This is a genomic window from Rahnella inusitata (assembly GCF_018288855.1).
GTDB classification, from domain to species: Bacteria; Pseudomonadota; Gammaproteobacteria; order Enterobacterales; family Enterobacteriaceae; genus Rahnella; species Rahnella inusitata.
Genome location: NZ_CP065024.1, coordinates 1,719,835 through 1,736,830 on the forward strand (window position 1 = coordinate 1,719,835; position 16,996 = coordinate 1,736,830).

Genomic DNA, 16,996 nt, shown 5'->3' on the forward strand with positions numbered 1-16,996 from the left:
ATAACCGGCTTATTAATGCAGAAAACTTATGTTCAAAACAGTCATGGGCACATTACTTAAACCTTTCTTACGCGATCGTTTTTTGCATCTTTTAGTGCTGCTTGGCATTGTGCTGACCTGCTTTCAGCCTGCCAAAATTGTCCAGTTCCCGCAGTTTGTTGACTGGGACACCATCGTTACACTGTTAGGTTTGCTGATGCTGACCAAGGGTGTGGAAGTCAGCGGCTATTTCGATTTTGTTGGCCGTAAGATGATTAACGCCATCGATAACGAACGTTGGCTGGCGCTGTTTCTGGTGATGGCGGCGGCGGTGCTTTCCACTTTTATGACCAATGATGTGGCGTTGTTTATCGTTATCCCGCTGACCATTACGCTGAAAAAACTGACGTCGCTGCCGGTCACCCGGCTCATCATTTTTGAAGCGCTGGCGGTAAATGCCGGATCTCTGCTGACGCCCATCGGTAATCCGCAAAATATTCTGTTATGGAATAAATCCGGTCTGTCGTTCCTGCAATTTATTGCTCAGATGGCACCGCTGGCGATAATTACGCTGGCCGCATTGCTGCTGGTTACCTGGTTCTGTTTTCCATCTCACAGCCTTAAAAAGCTGGAGAGTAACGAAGGTTATCCCTTCCAGAAACGTCTGCTGTTCAGCTCCGTGCTGCTGTATGTAGCGTTCATTGCCTGTGTGGATCTGGGGCTGGCGATCTACGGCTTACTGGCGGTCATTCTGTGCTTTATCTGGCTGGCACGGCAGGTGCTGCTGCGCATCGACTGGCCGCTGATTTTGGTCTTCATCGTGATGTTTATCGATGTGCGACTGATTGTCGGACTGGATATATTGCAACCTGCCTTTGCGCATATTGCCGGTCTGCCCGATTACGGACATTACCTGCTCAGCATCGGGCTTTCCCAGGTGATCAGTAACGTGCCCGCAACCATCCTGATGATCAACTATTTGCCTTCGGGCGCGCTGCTGGCCTACGCCGTGAATGCTGGTGGCTTCGGGCTGGCGATTGGTTCGCTTGCTAACCTGATTGCTCTGCGCATGGCAAATGACAAAAAAATCTGGCTCAAATTCCACGCCTATTCATTCCCGTTCCTGCTGTTCAGCGGGCTGGCAGGCTGGTTTCTGTTACCCCTGGTGGTGAAGTAGCCTGCATGTTAAGAGACGCCAACCGGTTGACGGCGGCGGTGATTTCCGCTGGTGTCAGGGCGGAAAAGCCTAACATCCAGCCGTCCTGATGCTGACTGGTAGCGCCTGCCGCAGTGAAAAATAACGGCGACAGGCGCGGCGTTTCCACCCCGGCCTGTGCTGCCAGCGCGCTTAAATAGGCTTCCTGCCCGGCGGGTAAGTGAGCCGCGAGCTGCAAACCACCGGCGGCAACCTGCGGGGTCAGCCAGCTAATTTTTTGCTTAATCTGGTGCAACAGATGGTCGCGACGGCTGTGATACAGCTGACGGGAAAAGCGCAGGTGAGCGGCGAAATGCCCGGCATGCATGAATTCAGCGGTCACTGCCTGCATCAGCTGAGAAGAGTGCCCGTCGCTGACGGTGCGCAACGTAACCATCGGCGCAACCAATGCGGGGGGTAAAACGGCATAAGCCAGACGCAGTGACGGAAACAGGACTTTCGAAAAGGTGCCGAGATAGATTACCTGCTGATGTTTATCCAGCCCCTGCATCGCCGGAAGAGGTCTGCCGTCGTAATGCAGTTCGCTATCGTAATCGTCCTCGATGATCCAGCTGCCGTGGCGTTTTGCATAATTGAGCAGATGCAGGCGGCGCGGTAAACTCAGGCTGACGCCGGTCGGATAATGATGTGAAGGCGTCAGATACATCAGACGAGGTGCGGGGAAGTCCGGCGTCGGGTTAACTCCTTCGCAGTCGACCGGGATAGCGCAAATATCTGCACCGGCGCTGGCAAAAGCGTTGCGCGCGCCCAGATAGCCGGGCTGTTCCAGCCAGACCTTATCAGCAGGGTCGATAAGCAGCATCGCCAGTAGTTGCAGCGCCTGCTGCGAGCTGGTGGTGATCATGATTTGCGCGGCGGAGCACACGACACCACGGGACTGTTGCAGATAACTGGCGATAGCTTCACGCAAAGGTAAATAGCCTTGCGGATCACCATATCCCAGCAGGTGCTCGCCGTGAATGCGCAGCTCTCTGGCCGTCAGCTGTTTCCACGTTTTTAGCGGGAAGGCACGCAGATCCGGTGATCCCGCTGCGAAAGCCACGGGAAACTGTGGATCACGACATCCGCCGGTCGCGACAATTTTTTGCCCGCATACGGACAGTCTTGAGAGGCTGGGGGGAGTCGTGGTGCCTTTACGCGGTGCTGAGGGGAGGGAAAGTGATGTGCTGACAAATGTTCCCTTGCCGGTATGACGTCGCAAATAGCCTTCGGCTTCAGTCTGCGCATATGCCGCTTCCACGGTAATACGCGACACTTTCAAATCAGCAGCCAGCATGCGTGAAGATGGCAGCCTTTGCCCGGCAGTCAGCGCGCCGGTGTTAATTGCTTTGCGCAATGCCGCACACAGCCGGTCACGCAGGCCGGTGGTCACTGCGCCTTCCTGCGCACCTGTATTTTCGAAAAGCGTAATTAACGCAGAGGGCTGAGCCGGACCGGGCATAATGGGTCTCATCATTAGCGAGGAATTGGTATCAATAATAAGACCAAAAACAGCGATGATGGAACGGCTTTCAACAGAGAAAATTTCACAGGAGAAGTTATGTCGCACTCATCTTATGTTCTGGCTTTCGCACCGCCGTCACCGGAGGTCAGCGCCGCGTATCTGCACTCGAAACTGAGCTTTTATACCGATGCGGCCGACGTGGCGGCGGACCTGCAGAACGGCATTACCCGCATTGTGGTTATTGATACCCGTTCTGCTGAATATTATGTGCGCGGGCATGTGCCGGGCGCGGTAAGTTTTCCGCATAAACTGATGACGGCAGAAAGCACGTTGGCGCTGAGCAAAGAGGTGGTTTACGTGACGTACTGTGACGGGATTGGCTGTAACGGCTCGACGCAGGGTGCGTACAAGCTGGCAAAGCTGGGATTTCATGTGAAGGAAATGATTGGCGGGCTGGATTTTTGGATCCGCGATAATCATCCATTAGCCACGGGCGAAGAACGGGGAAACTATTCCCTGAGCCTCGCCCCCGATGACTGCGGTTGTGCCTGAACCTGCGTTTAAAACAGTGCCCAAAGCAGAAGCACGACCACCACAAAGGCGATAAACAGCAGCGGTTTTCCGCCGAGCGCCTGCATGGAAGGTGGCAGCATCGCGACAAACGGATTCATGATCGGCTGCGGATCCGTACGCGTCGTGGTGGAGAAGTGGTCATCCACCTCTTCGCTGCGTGGTGTGCGGTCCACTCGCTGGCTGAACAATACGCCAATCAGGTCATTCACCTGCACCGGCGTCAACGGCGTAGACAAAGTGGCATTGAACCGGTTTTCCACATATTCGGTCAGCTGACGGATTTCCTGGGTGCTGGCAGGCTGTTTGAGCACGCTCAGCAGAGTGGTCAGCGTCGGTGGCGTGGTCTGCTGGCTGAGTGAGGCTTTAACCTGCATAAACTGGCTGAGTAACTGGAAGTGTTTCGCCGGAATAGAATCACCGACTTTAACGCCCACCAGAGTAAACAATTCCTGCCACACTTTGACCGGTGCTTCGCCAGTGGCTGCACTGAGACGCGTAACCAGCTGCTGCAGGTTGTTGTGTTCGGCAGGCAGCAAAGGGCGATCGGTTACCGGAGTTTGTTGTGGCTGCGGGATATTCATCTGGCGCGTCTGGATCAAGTCCAGCACTTGTTGCAGCTGCGGGTGAGTCAGCTGGCTCAGCACGGTATGACCAAAATTCTGGCGGATAAAGTCGCTAACGGCCTGGCGGTTATTGCCCTGTGGCAACAGCTCGGTTAGCTGCAACATCAACTGGCGCGAGGCGTGGCTATCCTGCGCCTGCGTCAGTTTCCCCTGAAGCAGAGTCTGCGCCTGAGGAAATTGCGATGACGTGATTTCTGCGCCGTGCGGCAAAGAAAGATCGTGGCGCAGGTTTGCCCAGATCTCCGCAGATTTTATCGGGGTCAGCGCCATCAGCTTGACGATCAGCTTCTCCAGCGTGGTTCGCTGCGCCGGGGTTAACGGCAGTTCGCCACCCGGTTGAGCAGGAACGGTCTGACCCTGAGGCTGTGTTCTGTTGTCGCCAACCGGCATGCCCGGGCCGCTCAAAGGTTGCATATCACCGTCCTTCGCTGGAAATTAAATCGTCGCTTGATTGGAAAAGCGCGGCGCAAGAGCGCAGAAGCGCCTCATCATACCTGCAAAGTTTATTAATCAACACCGGGAATGGCAGGCCGATTAAGATTCTTAGGAATATTATTTATCAAAACGGACGTTAAAAACGTTCGGCGGGGCGCGAAAGCGAAAAATGGCTCACTGCCCGGCATGTTTACGCACAGAGCAGTGAGGTTTTGAGCGGTTATTTTTGCGTGGTTACCGACGTGCGGCCAAACAGGGGTTTACGCAAACGTTGGGCGAGAGCCACCCCGGCCAGCGTAATGCCGCCGCCTATAATATGGTAACTGTGCAGCTGTTCGTGCAGGAACAACACCGCGATAATGGCGGTAAAAATCGGTGACAGGTTCATGAAAATAGACGCTTTGTTAGCACCGAGGCGGATAACACCCTGGATCCACAAAAACGGCGCGATGATCGAGGCGGGGATCCCTGCGAATAACACCAGTGGGATATTGTGCACAGTCAGACTGACGTCGCTCGCCAGCAGGAAGTTTGGCAGCAGCAGCAGCACACCAAAAATGATCTGCACATACAGCGACTGCCAGTTAGGCAGCGGGATCGCCCAGCGTTTGGTCAGTACGCCATACAGCGCATAGGACGCCGACGCCGCAAACATCATCAGCTCACCTTTGCCAATCCCGTGTTGCAGCAGTTGCGCAGGGTCGCCAGCGCTGACCAGCCATACCAGCCCGGCGAAGGAAATCACACAACCCAGCGCGATACCGACGGTTGGCACCACGCTCAGCAGGAACAGGCTTATCACCACCGTCAGCAGCGGGATCAATGAGTTCAGGATCCCCATAAACAGCGCGCTGACGCTGTGTGCGGCGTAATAGGCCAGACTCTGATACAAGACCATGCCCAGCAGGCCGAGGATCAACAGCTTCCACCAGTATTGCTTCACCGCCTGCAGATTGCGCAGTACGCCCGGCAAAATAAACGGGGTCAGCGTCAGTAAGGCCAGCAGCCAGCGGTAGAAAGAGATCGCTGCGGGATCAATGGCGGTCGCGGACACCTTGCTGACTACAGCATTGAGCGACCAGATTAAAACGGCCAGCAGCGGAAAAAGTACATTCATTGCAAATCATCCCTAAGTAAATCGTTCCGCAAGTGTACGATTGTCTTATTTGTTATATATAACGATAATCAGACAATTCTTTCTGTAATTCAGACAACCTGCGCCGTCACAGACAAAAGGTTTTTATGCCGACTCGCCGGACATCACCGCTCCCGCGCTATTATCCACCGTTACCGGAAAAGCCTCCGACGACGCTGTTATTTCGTGGTGAAATTATTGAAGGGAATTCCGAATATGTGCGGCATTCGCATCCGTGGAGCCAGATTATCTGCGTGAAGTCCGGTGTTCTTGCCATGCTGGTCGCCGGACAGCGTTATCTGGCGCCGCGTGAGTTTGCCGTCTGGTTGCCGGCGGGCACCGAGCATTCAAGTTATAACCGTAAGACCACGCGGTTTTGCGCAATTGATATCGCGCCACAGATGAGTCAAAACCTGCCTGCTGCGCCGTGCCTGCTTACGCCGACGGGGATTTTCAATGCCATCGCCGACGATTGCTTTTCGCGCAAGCTGACCGAGCCGCAAACCGACGCCGATCTGCGCATGTGCCGCGTATTGCTCGATCAAATCAGTCTGGCACCGCGTCAGAATACTTACCTCCCGACGTCGGAAGATAAGCTGTTATCGCAGGTGCTGACCGGACTGGAAAAGAATCCGGCGGACAGCACCCCGCTGGCGCAATGGGCAGCGAAAATTTACACCACCGAGCGCACGCTATCGCGCCGATGCCAGCAGGAACTGGGCATGAGCTTTTCTGAGTGGCGTCAGCGGCTGCGTTTTTTACACGCCATCTCGCTGCTCGAGCAGGGCAAAAATGTGCAGGACGTCGCGCACGAAGTGGGCTACAGCTCGTCGTCGGCGTTTATCACCATGTTTCAGCAGATTTCCGGCACCACGCCGCAGCGTTTTCGTAACGACAGGTAAAGTTGTGCCCTGAAAGTTGGGATCGGCGCGGCGAACGTGGCAAAATCTCACTCTTCTTTATTTTCTATTCTTTCTTAGGCCATGCTGCCGGAGACAAACGTGAAAATCCTGGTTGATGAAAATATGCCTTACGCCGTCGAGCTGTTCAGCCGGCTGGGCACTGTACAGTCCGTTCCCGGCCGTCCGATCCCGCAAGACGCCCTGAATGACGCCGATGCGCTGATGGTACGTTCTGTGACTAAGGTGAACGAAGGTTTACTGACGGGAAAACCGGTGAAATTTGTCGGTACAGCCACGGCGGGCACTGACCATGTGGATGACGCGTGGCTGGCGACGCAGGGCATCGGCTTTTCCGCCGCGCCGGGCTGCAATGCCATTGCCGTGGTTGAGTACGTTTTCTCCTCACTGCTGATTATCGCCCAGCGTGATGGCTTCCAGCTGCATGACAAAACCGTGGGCATTATCGGCGTCGGTAACGTCGGTTCGCGACTCAATGCCCGCCTTGAAGCGCTGGGTATACGTACGCTGTTATGCGATCCGCCGCGTGCCGATCGCGGCGACGCCGGTGAATTCTGGCCGCTGGAAAAACTGGTCGCTGAAGCCGATATTCTGACCTTCCACACGCCGCTGAATATGTCCGGCCCTTATGCCACCCATCATCTGGTGGACGCTGATTTGCTGGCGCAACTGCCTGCTGACCGTATCTTGATCAACGCCTGTCGCGGTGAAGTGGTGGATAACGCCGCCTTGCTCGAGGCGCTAAACGGCACCAAAAAACTCACCGCCGTGCTGGATGTCTGGGAGCCGGAGCCTGATCTGTCACTGGCGCTGCTCGATAAAGTGGCCATTGGCACCGCGCATATTGCAGGCTACAGCCTGGAAGGCAAAGCGCGCGGCACCACGCAGGTGTTTGAGGCATTCAGCCAGTTTATCGGTCAGCCGCAAACCGTGCCGCTGGAATCGCTGTTGCCTGCGCCTGAATTTGCCGAAGTAACGCTGCGCGGTGCGCTGAGTGAAGCCAAACTGCTGCGACTTATTCACTTAGTGTATGATGTGCGCCGCGATGACCGGCCTTTGCGCCGTGTCGCCGGAAAACCGGGTGAATTCGACAAGCTGCGTAAGTTCTATGAAGAGCGTCGCGAGTGGTCATCTTTGCGGGTGGTCTGTGACGATCCGGCGACCGCCGATGTGCTGAAAAAGCTGGGCTTTAACAGCGTGATGGGCTGAGCCTTAACGCGCCCTTAAGCTTTTGCGCATACAGTGATGTGATAACGATTTCGAAAACAGGGCGGTGATCATTCATCGCCCCTTTGTATTTTGCACTTTTATTTCTGGAGAAAACCAACATGTCTGATGGCTGGAATATTGCGCTGCTTGGCGCAACGGGCGCAGTCGGTGATGCGTTACTGGATTTACTGGCCGAGCGTCAGTTCCCGGTTGGTGAGCTCTTCCCGCTGGCGAGTGAGCGCAGCGCCGGCCAGACCGTGCGTTTTAATGGCAAAAGCCTGCGCGTACAGCTGGCGTCCGAATTTGACTGGTCGCAGGTTCAGCTGGCGTTCTTTGTAGCGGGCAGCGAAGCCTCTGCACTGTATGCCGAAGAAGCTGCCAATCAGGGCTGCCTGGTGATCGACAGCAGTGGTCTGTTCTCGCTCGAGCACGACATTCCGCTGGTGGTACCGGGCGTGAATCCTGATGCGCTGTCTCATTATCGCAACCGCAATATCGTCGCCGTCGCTGACAGCCTGACCAGTCAGCTGCTGACCGCCATCAAACCGCTGACCGAACAGGCTGGTTTGTCGCGTCTGCATGTCACCTCACTGCTGTCCGTTTCCGCGCTGGGTAAAGTCGCGGTGGATGATTTAGCCGGGCAAAGTGCGCGCCTGCTGAACGGCATTCCGGCTGAAGAGGGCGGTCTGTTCAGCAAGCAGCTGGCGTTCAACATGTTGCCGCTGGTAAGCGACGAAGAGGGCAGCGTGCTGCAGGAACGTCGTCTGGTGGATCAGGTGCGTAAGGTGTTGCAGGACGATGGCCTGCCAATTTCTGTCAGCTGCGTGCAGTCGCCGGTTTTCTACGGCCACGCGCAGGTTGTGCATTTGGAAGGTTTGCGTCCGCTGTCTGCGGAAGAAGCGCGCACGGAACTGGAACGTATTGACGATATTTCCCTGAGTGACGAAGACGATTTTCCGACTCAGGTGAGCGATGCTTCCGGCAATGCCAATCTGAGCATTGGCTGTCTGCGTAACGATTACGGCGTGCCTGAGTTATTGCAGTTCTGGTCAGTGGCAGATAACGTGCGTTTTGGCGGTGCCCTGATGGCGGTGGAAACCGCAGAAAAACTGATTAATGAGTACTGGTACTGATTATGTCCGACCAAGTTATTGCTGACGTCAGTGCTGCTCCCGTCGTGGGACGCATTGCGTTAGGTATTGAGTACAACGGCAGCGCTTATTATGGCTGGCAGCGTCAGCAGGGTGCTGCCAGTGTTCAGGAGTGCCTGGAGAAATCGCTGAGCCGCGTGGCAGATACGCCAATTGTGGTGTTCTGCGCCGGTCGCACTGATGCAGGCGTCAGCGCCACCGGTCAGGTGGTGCATTTTGATACGCCGGTGATGCGTAATGACGCGGCCTGGACGATGGGTGTGAATACTCATCTGCCGAAAGATATTGCGGTGCGCTGGTGTGCGAACGTCGGGGAAGATTTCCACGCGCGCTTCAGTGCCACAGCCCGCCGTTATCGCTACGTCATCTACAATCATCGCTACCGTTCGGCGATTTTACATACCGGCGTGACGCACGTGCATATGCCGCTGGATGTGGAAAAAATGCAGCTGGCCGGTCAGGCGTTGCTGGGCGAGAACGATTTCACGTCGTTTCGCGCGTCGCAATGTCAGTCACGCACGCCCTGGCGCTACATGATGCATCTGAACGTCACCCGTCACGGCAATTATGTTGTGGTGGATATCAAGGCTAACGCGTTTGTGCATCATATGGTGCGTAACATCGTTGGCAGTCTGGTGGAAATTGGTGCGGGGAATCAGCCGGTGAACTGGATGGCCGAACTGCTGGCGGCGAAAGATCGCAATCTGGCGGCGGCGACCGGTAAAGCCGAAGGGCTGTATCTGGTCTCTGTGGATTACCCCGAGAAATTTGCATTACCTCAGGTCAATATGGGGCCGCTGTTCTTAGAAGATTAAGAACCTCTGAAGATGTAAGAAAGGACGGAAAATCAAATGGGTTTCATCCAGTTTGTGATCGATTTTATTCTACATATTGACGTGCATTTGGCAGAACTGGTTGCACAGTATGGCGCCTGGGTTTACGGAATTTTGTTCCTGATCCTGTTTTGTGAAACCGGGCTGGTGGTGACGCCTTTCCTGCCAGGGGATTCGTTGCTGTTCGTCGCGGGGGCACTGGCCGCGTTGCCGACCAACGATCTTAATGTGCATCTGATGGTGTTTCTGATGGCAATTGCTGCCATTGTGGGAGACGCCGTGAACTACACCATCGGGCGGGTCTTCGGTGAGCGCTTGTTCAGCAACCCGAATTCGAAGATTTTCCGTCGCAGTTATTTGGACAAGACGCATAAGTTTTACGAGAAACATGGCGGCAAAACGATTATTCTTGCGCGCTTCGTGCCGATCGTCCGGACATTTGCGCCGTTTGTCGCCGGTATGGGACACATGTCTTATCGTCACTTTGCTGCGTATAACGTGATTGGTGCGTTAATTTGGGTGCTGCTGTTTACTTACGCAGGCTACCTTTTCGGCGATCTTCCGATTGTTCAGGAAAATCTGAAATTACTGATCGTCGGCATCATCGTGGTTTCGGTCCTGCCGGGTGTGATTGAAATCTGGCGGCACAAACGTGCAGCGGCGAAAGAGAAACGTCATCAGGGTTAATCCCGTGACGATTTTTATGAATTAACAGGATATTGACGGTCATTAAACCCGCAGACTCACCAGTTTTTTATCCACAGTCTCTGGCTGTTATGGTTTAATGAGCGACAATTTATGGTCTGTTCCTGCGAACAACCCTTCTGTGATGCGGCGTGTGAGTTTTTTTATCACCTCGCGGGCAGACGTTTTTGGGTAGGTTTCAGGGGACTTGTTACAGCATGAACAGCGGACTGGCTTTGGCCGGGTTCAAACAGAAAGGTTATCGATGAGCTGGATTGAACGAATTCTTAGTAAGAGCACTGACTCGCAAACCCGTAAGGCAAGCATTCCTGAGGGCGTCTGGACTAAATGTGACAGCTGCGGACAGGTACTTTACCGCGCCGAGCTCGAGCGCAATCTCATGGTTTGTCCTAAGTGTGACCACCATATGCGTCTTTCTGCGCGTATGCGTCTGGCCTCTTTCATGGACGAGGGGAGTGAGGTTGAATTAGGTAGCGAGCTTGAGCCTAAAGATGTTCTGAAGTTTAAAGATTCCAAAAAATACAAAGATCGTCTGGTGGCTGCGCAGAAAGAAACCAACGAAAAAGACGCCATGGTTGTCATGAAAGGCACTCTGTTTGGTATGCCGATTGTGGTCGCGTCGTTTGAGTTTGCTTTCATGGGCGGTTCCATGGCCTCTGTGGTGGGCGCGCGTTTCGTGCGTGCCGTTGAACAGGCAATGGAAGATAACTGCCCGCTGGTGTGTTTCTCAGCCAGTGGCGGCGCACGTATGCAGGAAGCACTGATGTCGCTGATGCAGATGGCGAAAACCAGTGCGGCGTTGGCCAAGTTACAGGAACGCGGCTTGCCGTACATTTCTGTACTGACTGACCCGACGATGGGCGGTGTTTCAGCCAGCCTGGCGATGTTGGGTGATATCAACGTGGCTGAGCCAAAAGCCCTGATTGGTTTTGCCGGACCGCGTGTTATCGAGCAAACCGTGCGTGAAAAACTGCCTGCTGGTTTCCAGCGCAGTGAGTTCCTGATCGAAAAAGGCGCGATCGATATGATCGTCCGTCGTCCGGATCTGCGTGCCAAATTAGGCAGCGTTCTGGCGAAACTGACCGGGAAACCGGAGCCAAAAGTGGCCGAGGTTCCGGCTGCTGTCAACGGTTCTGCCGATGACCATCATCAGGATGCCTGATCGATCAGAGTAAAAGCCGGTCAGTTGTTCAGGGCGGCCACTCATCGTTGTGCCGCCCAAACTGTCGCCTCAAGCTGTTATCGCTCAGGACTGGCAGGCCGTGCTTTTACTCTGTTAGTGGTATCTGACAAAGAGGGCATTGCCTGCTGTCTCAGTCTGGTGATGCCGTGTCGAAGCGAACCTGAACAGGTTGAACGGGCTCATGCAAAATCAACATATCCCTCAAGCCACGTCGCCTTTAGCCACGTGGCTTTATTATCTCGAACACCTCCATTCTCAGGCGATTGAGCTGGGCCTTACACGGGTCAGCGCGGTTGCTGCAAAACTCGATTTGCTGACGCCCGCACCGCTGGTCTTTACCGTCGCGGGCACCAATGGTAAAGGCACCACCTGCGCCACACTCGAATCGATTCTGATGGCCGCCGGTTATCGCGTCGGCGTCTACAGCTCTCCCCATCTTGTGCGTTACACCGAGCGCGTGCGCATTCAGGGCGAAGAGCTGCCGGAATCGGCGCACTGTGAGTCTTTCGCGCTGCTGGAAGCCGGACGCGGTGATATTTCACTGACCTATTTCGAATACAGCACCTTGTCCGCGCTGTATCTGTTTAAGCAGGCGAAGCTGGACGTGGTTATTCTCGAAGTGGGGCTGGGCGGGCGCCTGGATGCCACGAATATCGTGGATGCCGCCGTTTCGGTTGTTACCAGCATTGCGTTGGATCACACCGACTGGCTGGGCTCCGACCGCGAAAGCATTGGCCGCGAAAAGGCCGGTATTTTCCGTGCGGGCAAACCTGCAGTCGTCGGTGAGCCGGATATGCCGCAGTCGATTGCCGACGTCGCGCAGGAAAAACAGTCTGATTTGTACCGTCGGGATACGAACTGGCATTTCACCGCCAGTGATCAGAGCTGGCGCTGGGCGGCGCTGCATAACGGCGCAGAAACCGGTGCGCTGGAAAATCTGCCGCTGCCGAACGTTCCGTTGGCGAATGCCGCCACGGCGCTGGCTGCATTGCATTATTCGCCGCTGCAAATTCCTGCTGACGCCATACGTTCGGGGTTGCAGCGCGCCGCGCTGCCGGGACGTTTCCAGACGGTAAGTGAATCGCCACGCCTGATCCTCGACGTTGCGCACAATCCTCATGCCGCGGCTTATCTGGCCGGACGTCTGGCGCAGTTGCCGCGTCAGGACGGGAAAGTGCGTGCGGTGGTCGGCATGTTGTCAGATAAAGATATTGCCGGTACGCTGGCATGTCTGTCGCCTCAGGTCGATGTTTGGTATTGCGCACCGCTCGAAGGTCCGCGCGGTGCCAGCGCAAAAGAGCTGACGGCGCACCTGCCTTCTGCGCGTGAGTTTGCGGATGTCGGATCAGCCTGGAGGCAGGCTATGCAGGAGGCGGCTCCTCAGGATATTGTGATCGTCTGCGGTTCGTTTCATACCGTCGCTCACGTAATGGATGCTTTAGATACGGGGAAAACCAGTGGCAAGTAAGTTTCAAAATCGTCTGGTCGGGACGGTCATTCTGGTGGCGCTGGGCGTCATCATTTTGCCCGGTTTACTCGACGGCAAGAAAAAACATTACGAAGACGAATTTGCGTCTATCCCATTGGTGCCAAAAGCGGGTGATGTTGAAGAACAGGACTCGGTGCCGCCGGTGACGCAGTCACTGCCAGCGCAGGCACCGGAAGGTGCCAATCAGGCGATGAGTGGCGCGCCTGAAGAGGACCATTCTGCGAACAATACTACAGCTGCCAATCGCGGCGCAGTCGCACCAGGCAATACCACGGTGGAAACGCCGCCGTCCACCACGTTGCCAGAGCAGAAGAAGGCCGTGACGCCAACGCGGACCGAGCCGGCGAAGCAGAAACCGGTTGAGCAAAAACCGGTGGTGCAAAAACCGAAGACCATCGAACCTAAACCAATGGTCGAAGCGCCGCCAATAGTTAAACAGAAGCCGGTCGAACAGCCGAAGCAGATCGAACAGCCTAAACCTGTTGAGCAGCCGAAAGCGGTCGAACAGCCGAAAGCCGCGCCGGAAGAAAAAGCGCCAGCGGGTCAGTCTTACGTCGTGCAACTGGGGGCATTGAAAAATGCCGCCAAAGCCAATGAGATCGTCGCGAATCTGCGGTTGTCAGGGTTCCGTGCCTTCACGGTGCCTTCCACTCCGGTGCAGGGACAAATCACGCGGTTGTACGTCGGCCCGGATGCGTCGAAGCAAAAACTCGAGGCGTCATTGCCACAGCTGCAACAGCTGAGTGGACTGGGCGGGCAGGTTCGCGCTTACAGCGCGCGCTGATTAAACGGCCTCTCCCTTCGCCGGGGGAGGAGTGAGACCTACTCATTTAATCAGTATGAGGGCACAAGCGATTTGTGCCCTTTTTCTATAGAATAGGTACGCTGAATTTTTATAGGTTTATGCTGCGATTGAGGTTTTTTTAATCGCTATTATTAATTTGTCTGACCGGCAGATTTCCCCTACGCAAACGTTTTCTTTTTCTGTTAGAATTCGCAGCGATTTGGATGCCGGGGTAGACGTGACTGGATTAGACACTGGAATAGTTAATGGTCTGGATTGATTACGTCATCATTGCGGTTATCGGATTTTCTGCCTTAGTCAGTTTGATTCGTGGCTTTGTTCGTGAGGCTTTATCGTTGGTAACCTGGGCTTGCGCCTTCTTCGTTGCCAGCCATTATTACCCTTACCTCGCCATCTACTTCACGCGTTTCGAAGATGAGTTAGTTCGAAACGGGATCGCAATTGCCATCTTGTTCATCGCGACGTTGATCGTAGGTGCAATTGTCAACTATGTGATTGGTTCGCTGGTCGAAAGAACCGGGTTGTCCGGCACTGACAGGGTGTTAGGTGTGTGCTTTGGCGCACTGCGCGGTGTGTTGATTGTCTCCGCGATGCTGTTCTTCCTGGATACCTTTACCGGCTTCTCACAAAGTGAAGACTGGAAACAATCTCAGTTGATCCCACAGTTCAGTTATATCATCAGGTGGTTCTTTGACTACCTGCAGAGCACGTCGAGTTTCTTGCCAAAACATCTTTAGTTTTGGCAGCGCTGAAGAGGAAAAGACAACATGTGCGGTATTGTCGGTATCGCCGGTTTCATGCCGGTAAACCAGTCGATTTATGACGCGTTAACGGTGTTACAACACCGTGGGCAGGATGCCGCAGGCATCGTCACCATTGACGCCAATAATAACTTCCGTTTACGGAAAGCGAATGGCCTGGTGAAGGATGTTTTCGAAGCCCGCCATATGCAACGCTTGCAAGGCAACATGGGCATTGGCCATGTTCGCTACCCAACGGCTGGCAGTTCCAGCGCTTCAGAAGCTCAACCCTTTTACGTCAACTCTCCGTTCGGCATCACCCTGGCCCATAACGGTAACCTGACCAATGCCCATGAACTGAGAAGTAACCTGTTCGAAGGCCAGCGTCGCCACGTCAACACGACTTCCGATTCTGAAGTTCTGCTGAATATCCTGGCCAGCGAGCTGGATCGTTTCCAGCATTATCCGCTGGAAGCTGACAACATTTTCGCTGCCGTTGCGGCGGTGAATCTGAAAATCCGCGGTGCGTATGCCTGTGTAGCGATGATCATCGGCCACGGCATGCTGGCATTCCGTGACCCGCACGGCATCCGTCCACTGGTGATCGGCAAACGTACGCTGGAAGGCGAGCGCAACGAGTACATGGTGGCGTCTGAAAGCGTAGCGTTAGACACGCTGGGCTTTGAATTCCTGCGTGATGTTGCGCCGGGCGAAGCGGTGTATATCACCGAAAAAGGCCAGCTGTTTACCCGCATGTGTGCTGAGAATCCACAGTACAACCCATGCCTGTTCGAGTATGTGTATTTCGCACGTCCTGACTCGTTCATCGACAAAATTTCCGTTTACAGCGCCCGTGTCCGTATGGGTGAAAAGCTGGGCGCGAAAATTGCCCGTGAATGGGAAGATCTGGATATCGATGTGGTGATTCCGATCCCGGAAACCTCTTGCGATATCGCGCTGGAAATTGCGCGCATCCTGAATAAACCGTACCGTCAGGGTTTTGTGAAAAACCGCTACGTGGGCCGTACGTTTATCATGCCGGGTCAGCAGGAACGTCGTAAATCGGTGCGTCGCAAACTGAACGCTAACCGTGCTGAGTTCCGTGATAAGAACGTATTGCTGGTTGATGACTCTATCGTGCGCGGCACCACTTCTCAGCAGATCGTTGAGATGGCGCGTGAAGCGGGGGCGAGACGCGTTTATCTGGCTTCTGCGGCACCGGAAATTCGTTTCCCGAACGTGTATGGCATCGATATGCCAAGCGCGAACGAGCTGATTGCGCACGGTCGTGAAGTCAGCGAAATCAATCAGATCATCGGTGCGGATGCGTTAATCTTCCAGGATCTCAGCGATTTGATCGCCGCAGTGAAAGAAGATAACAGCGATATAGAGAAGTTTGAGTGTTCAGTCTTCGACGGTATTTACGTCACCAAAGACGTTGATCAGAATTACCTCGAATATCTCGAAGCCCTGCGCAACGATGACGCTCAGGCGTTACGTGGCCAGCAGGAAGCTGAAAACCTTGAGATGCACAACGAAGGCTGATTAGCCGGTTGCTGACATCCGCTTAAACGCGCCCCTCCGGTGAACAGCCGGGCGGGCGCGTTTTTTTATGCCTGAATTTATGTCAGTATTAGCAGCATCGGGTCCGGTAACATTTTTCTAAGGCATTTTCATGAAACGACTTATTGTCGGCATTTCAGGCGCCAGTGGCGCAATTTATGGTGTCCGGTTATTGCAGGTGCTGCAAAGCGTGCCCGACATCGAAACTCATCTGGTGATGAGCAATGCCGCACGGCAAACGCTGACTCTGGAAACCGATCTGACGCTGCGCGACGTTCAGGCACTGGCTGATGTGGTGCATGATTCCCGTGATATTGCTGCCAGTATTTCTTCCGGCTCGTTTAAAACCACCGGTATGGTGATTTTACCGTGTTCGATTAAAACCTTATCCGGCATTGTGAACAGTTACACCGACGGTTTACTGACGCGCGCCGCGGACGTGGTGCTTAAAGAAAGCCGCCGTCTGGTGCTGTGCGTGCGCGAAACTCCGCTGCATCTCGGGCATCTGCGTCTGATGACGCAGGCTGCTGAGCTTGGCGCGATTATCATGCCGCCGGTGCCGGCATTCTATCATCGCCCGGAATCGGTGGACGATATCATCAATCAAACCGTTAACCGGGTAATTGACCAGTTTGATATTGAGCTGCCGCATGACTTATTTGTTCGATGGCAGGGCAGCCACTGAGTTTTCCCCACCTGTTACGCACTCATTTCTAGCATTTAACTAACATTGCACCAACGGTGATCACAAATTGATTCATTGCGGTGCATTGCTAAGCGCCCCTTACGCTATCCTTTCTTCAGACCTCTGAATACTTTCAACTTCCTGATGATTTTTTGACCGGTTTTCGCTCTCTTTGCAGGGAAATTGTCCTTGCTGAGAAACGGCACGAAAAGTGCATGAGAGAATCTGGCAAAAAAGCCATTTGCTTCGTTCAGCAAACTATAAAAAGACGTTCATTCACGCACACACAACCACAACAGATGAATAAT

At 54.4% G+C, this 16,996-nt stretch carries 16 protein-coding genes; 13 read left to right on the forward strand and 3 right to left on the reverse strand.

Features of this window, described 5'->3' with window-relative positions; all coding sequences use genetic code 11:
* Nucleotides 1–28: 28 nt before the first annotated feature.
* Nucleotides 29–1,156: an SLC13 family permease gene (locus I2123_RS08130; RefSeq protein WP_112166837.1), complete on the forward strand. Its 1,128-nt coding sequence runs from the start codon at nucleotides 29–31 to the stop codon at nucleotides 1,154–1,156.
* Here I2123_RS08130 and pdxR read toward each other — a convergent pair.
* Nucleotides 1,110–2,636 (reverse strand): MocR-like pyridoxine biosynthesis transcription factor PdxR, encoded by a 1,527-nt coding sequence (gene pdxR, locus I2123_RS08135; RefSeq protein ID WP_244879898.1) that lies wholly within the window; start codon nucleotides 2,634–2,636, stop codon nucleotides 1,110–1,112. The two genes, I2123_RS08130 and pdxR, sit on opposite strands and share 47 nt — an antisense overlap.
* A 99-nt stretch (nucleotides 2,637–2,735) precedes the next feature.
* Here pdxR and I2123_RS08140 point away from each other — a divergent pair, with 99 nt between their 5' ends.
* Complete coding sequence (locus I2123_RS08140) at nucleotides 2,736–3,191, forward strand: rhodanese-like domain-containing protein (protein WP_112166841.1); 456 nt, start codon at nucleotides 2,736–2,738, stop codon at nucleotides 3,189–3,191.
* A gap of 8 nt (nucleotides 3,192–3,199) precedes the next feature.
* Here I2123_RS08140 and flk read toward each other — a convergent pair whose 3' ends face one another.
* Complete coding sequence (gene flk / locus I2123_RS08145; protein ID WP_112166843.1) at nucleotides 3,200–4,249, reverse strand: flagella biosynthesis regulator Flk; 1,050 nt, start codon at nucleotides 4,247–4,249, stop codon at nucleotides 3,200–3,202.
* 241 nt (nucleotides 4,250–4,490) lie between these two features.
* Nucleotides 4,491–5,387, reverse strand: a complete 897-nt coding sequence (locus I2123_RS08150) for a DMT family transporter (protein WP_213052169.1) — start codon at nucleotides 5,385–5,387, stop codon at nucleotides 4,491–4,493.
* 125 nt (nucleotides 5,388–5,512) lie between these two features.
* Here I2123_RS08150 and I2123_RS08155 point away from each other — a divergent pair, with 125 nt between their 5' ends.
* From I2123_RS08155 to I2123_RS08205, 11 genes are all read left to right on the forward strand, one after another.
* The gene (locus tag I2123_RS08155) at nucleotides 5,513–6,307 is read left to right on the forward strand and encodes an AraC family transcriptional regulator (RefSeq protein WP_213052170.1); all 795 of its coding nucleotides are present in this window, start codon (nucleotides 5,513–5,515) and stop codon (nucleotides 6,305–6,307) included.
* A 99-nt stretch (nucleotides 6,308–6,406) separates the two neighbouring features.
* Complete coding sequence (gene pdxB / locus I2123_RS08160; protein WP_213052171.1) at nucleotides 6,407–7,534, forward strand: 4-phosphoerythronate dehydrogenase PdxB; 1,128 nt, start codon at nucleotides 6,407–6,409, stop codon at nucleotides 7,532–7,534.
* A 119-nt stretch (nucleotides 7,535–7,653) separates the two neighbouring features.
* The gene (locus I2123_RS08165) at nucleotides 7,654–8,667 is read left to right on the forward strand and encodes an aspartate-semialdehyde dehydrogenase (protein WP_112166851.1); all 1,014 of its coding nucleotides are present in this window, start codon (nucleotides 7,654–7,656) and stop codon (nucleotides 8,665–8,667) included.
* A 2-nt stretch (nucleotides 8,668–8,669) separates the two neighbouring features.
* Complete coding sequence (gene truA / locus I2123_RS08170; RefSeq protein ID WP_112166853.1) at nucleotides 8,670–9,500, forward strand: tRNA pseudouridine(38-40) synthase TruA; 831 nt, start codon at nucleotides 8,670–8,672, stop codon at nucleotides 9,498–9,500.
* Between the two features lie 36 nt (nucleotides 9,501–9,536).
* Complete coding sequence (locus tag I2123_RS08175) at nucleotides 9,537–10,205, forward strand: DedA family protein (RefSeq protein ID WP_112166855.1); 669 nt, start codon at nucleotides 9,537–9,539, stop codon at nucleotides 10,203–10,205.
* A gap of 262 nt (nucleotides 10,206–10,467) precedes the next feature.
* On the forward strand, nucleotides 10,468–11,385 hold the full coding sequence (accD, locus tag I2123_RS08180) for an acetyl-CoA carboxylase, carboxyltransferase subunit beta (protein ID WP_112166856.1): 918 nt from the start codon (nucleotides 10,468–10,470) through the stop codon (nucleotides 11,383–11,385).
* A gap of 202 nt (nucleotides 11,386–11,587) precedes the next feature.
* Nucleotides 11,588–12,874: a bifunctional tetrahydrofolate synthase/dihydrofolate synthase gene (gene folC / locus I2123_RS08185; RefSeq protein WP_213052172.1), complete on the forward strand. Its 1,287-nt coding sequence runs from the start codon at nucleotides 11,588–11,590 to the stop codon at nucleotides 12,872–12,874.
* The gene (dedD, locus tag I2123_RS08190) at nucleotides 12,864–13,679 is read left to right on the forward strand and encodes a cell division protein DedD (RefSeq protein WP_213052173.1); all 816 of its coding nucleotides are present in this window, start codon (nucleotides 12,864–12,866) and stop codon (nucleotides 13,677–13,679) included. The genes folC and dedD overlap by 11 nt, the downstream gene beginning before the upstream one ends.
* Before the next feature lie 266 nt (nucleotides 13,680–13,945).
* Nucleotides 13,946–14,437: a colicin V production protein gene (gene cvpA, locus I2123_RS08195; protein ID WP_034791821.1), complete on the forward strand. Its 492-nt coding sequence runs from the start codon at nucleotides 13,946–13,948 to the stop codon at nucleotides 14,435–14,437.
* Between the two features lie 30 nt (nucleotides 14,438–14,467).
* Complete coding sequence (gene purF, locus I2123_RS08200) at nucleotides 14,468–15,985, forward strand: amidophosphoribosyltransferase (RefSeq protein WP_112166862.1); 1,518 nt, start codon at nucleotides 14,468–14,470, stop codon at nucleotides 15,983–15,985.
* 130 nt (nucleotides 15,986–16,115) lie between these two features.
* Nucleotides 16,116–16,688 carry a UbiX family flavin prenyltransferase gene (locus I2123_RS08205; RefSeq protein ID WP_213052174.1) on the forward strand — a complete coding sequence of 191 codons (573 nt, stop codon included), beginning with the start codon at nucleotides 16,116–16,118 and terminating at the stop codon, nucleotides 16,686–16,688.
* Nucleotides 16,689–16,996 lie beyond the last annotated feature (308 nt).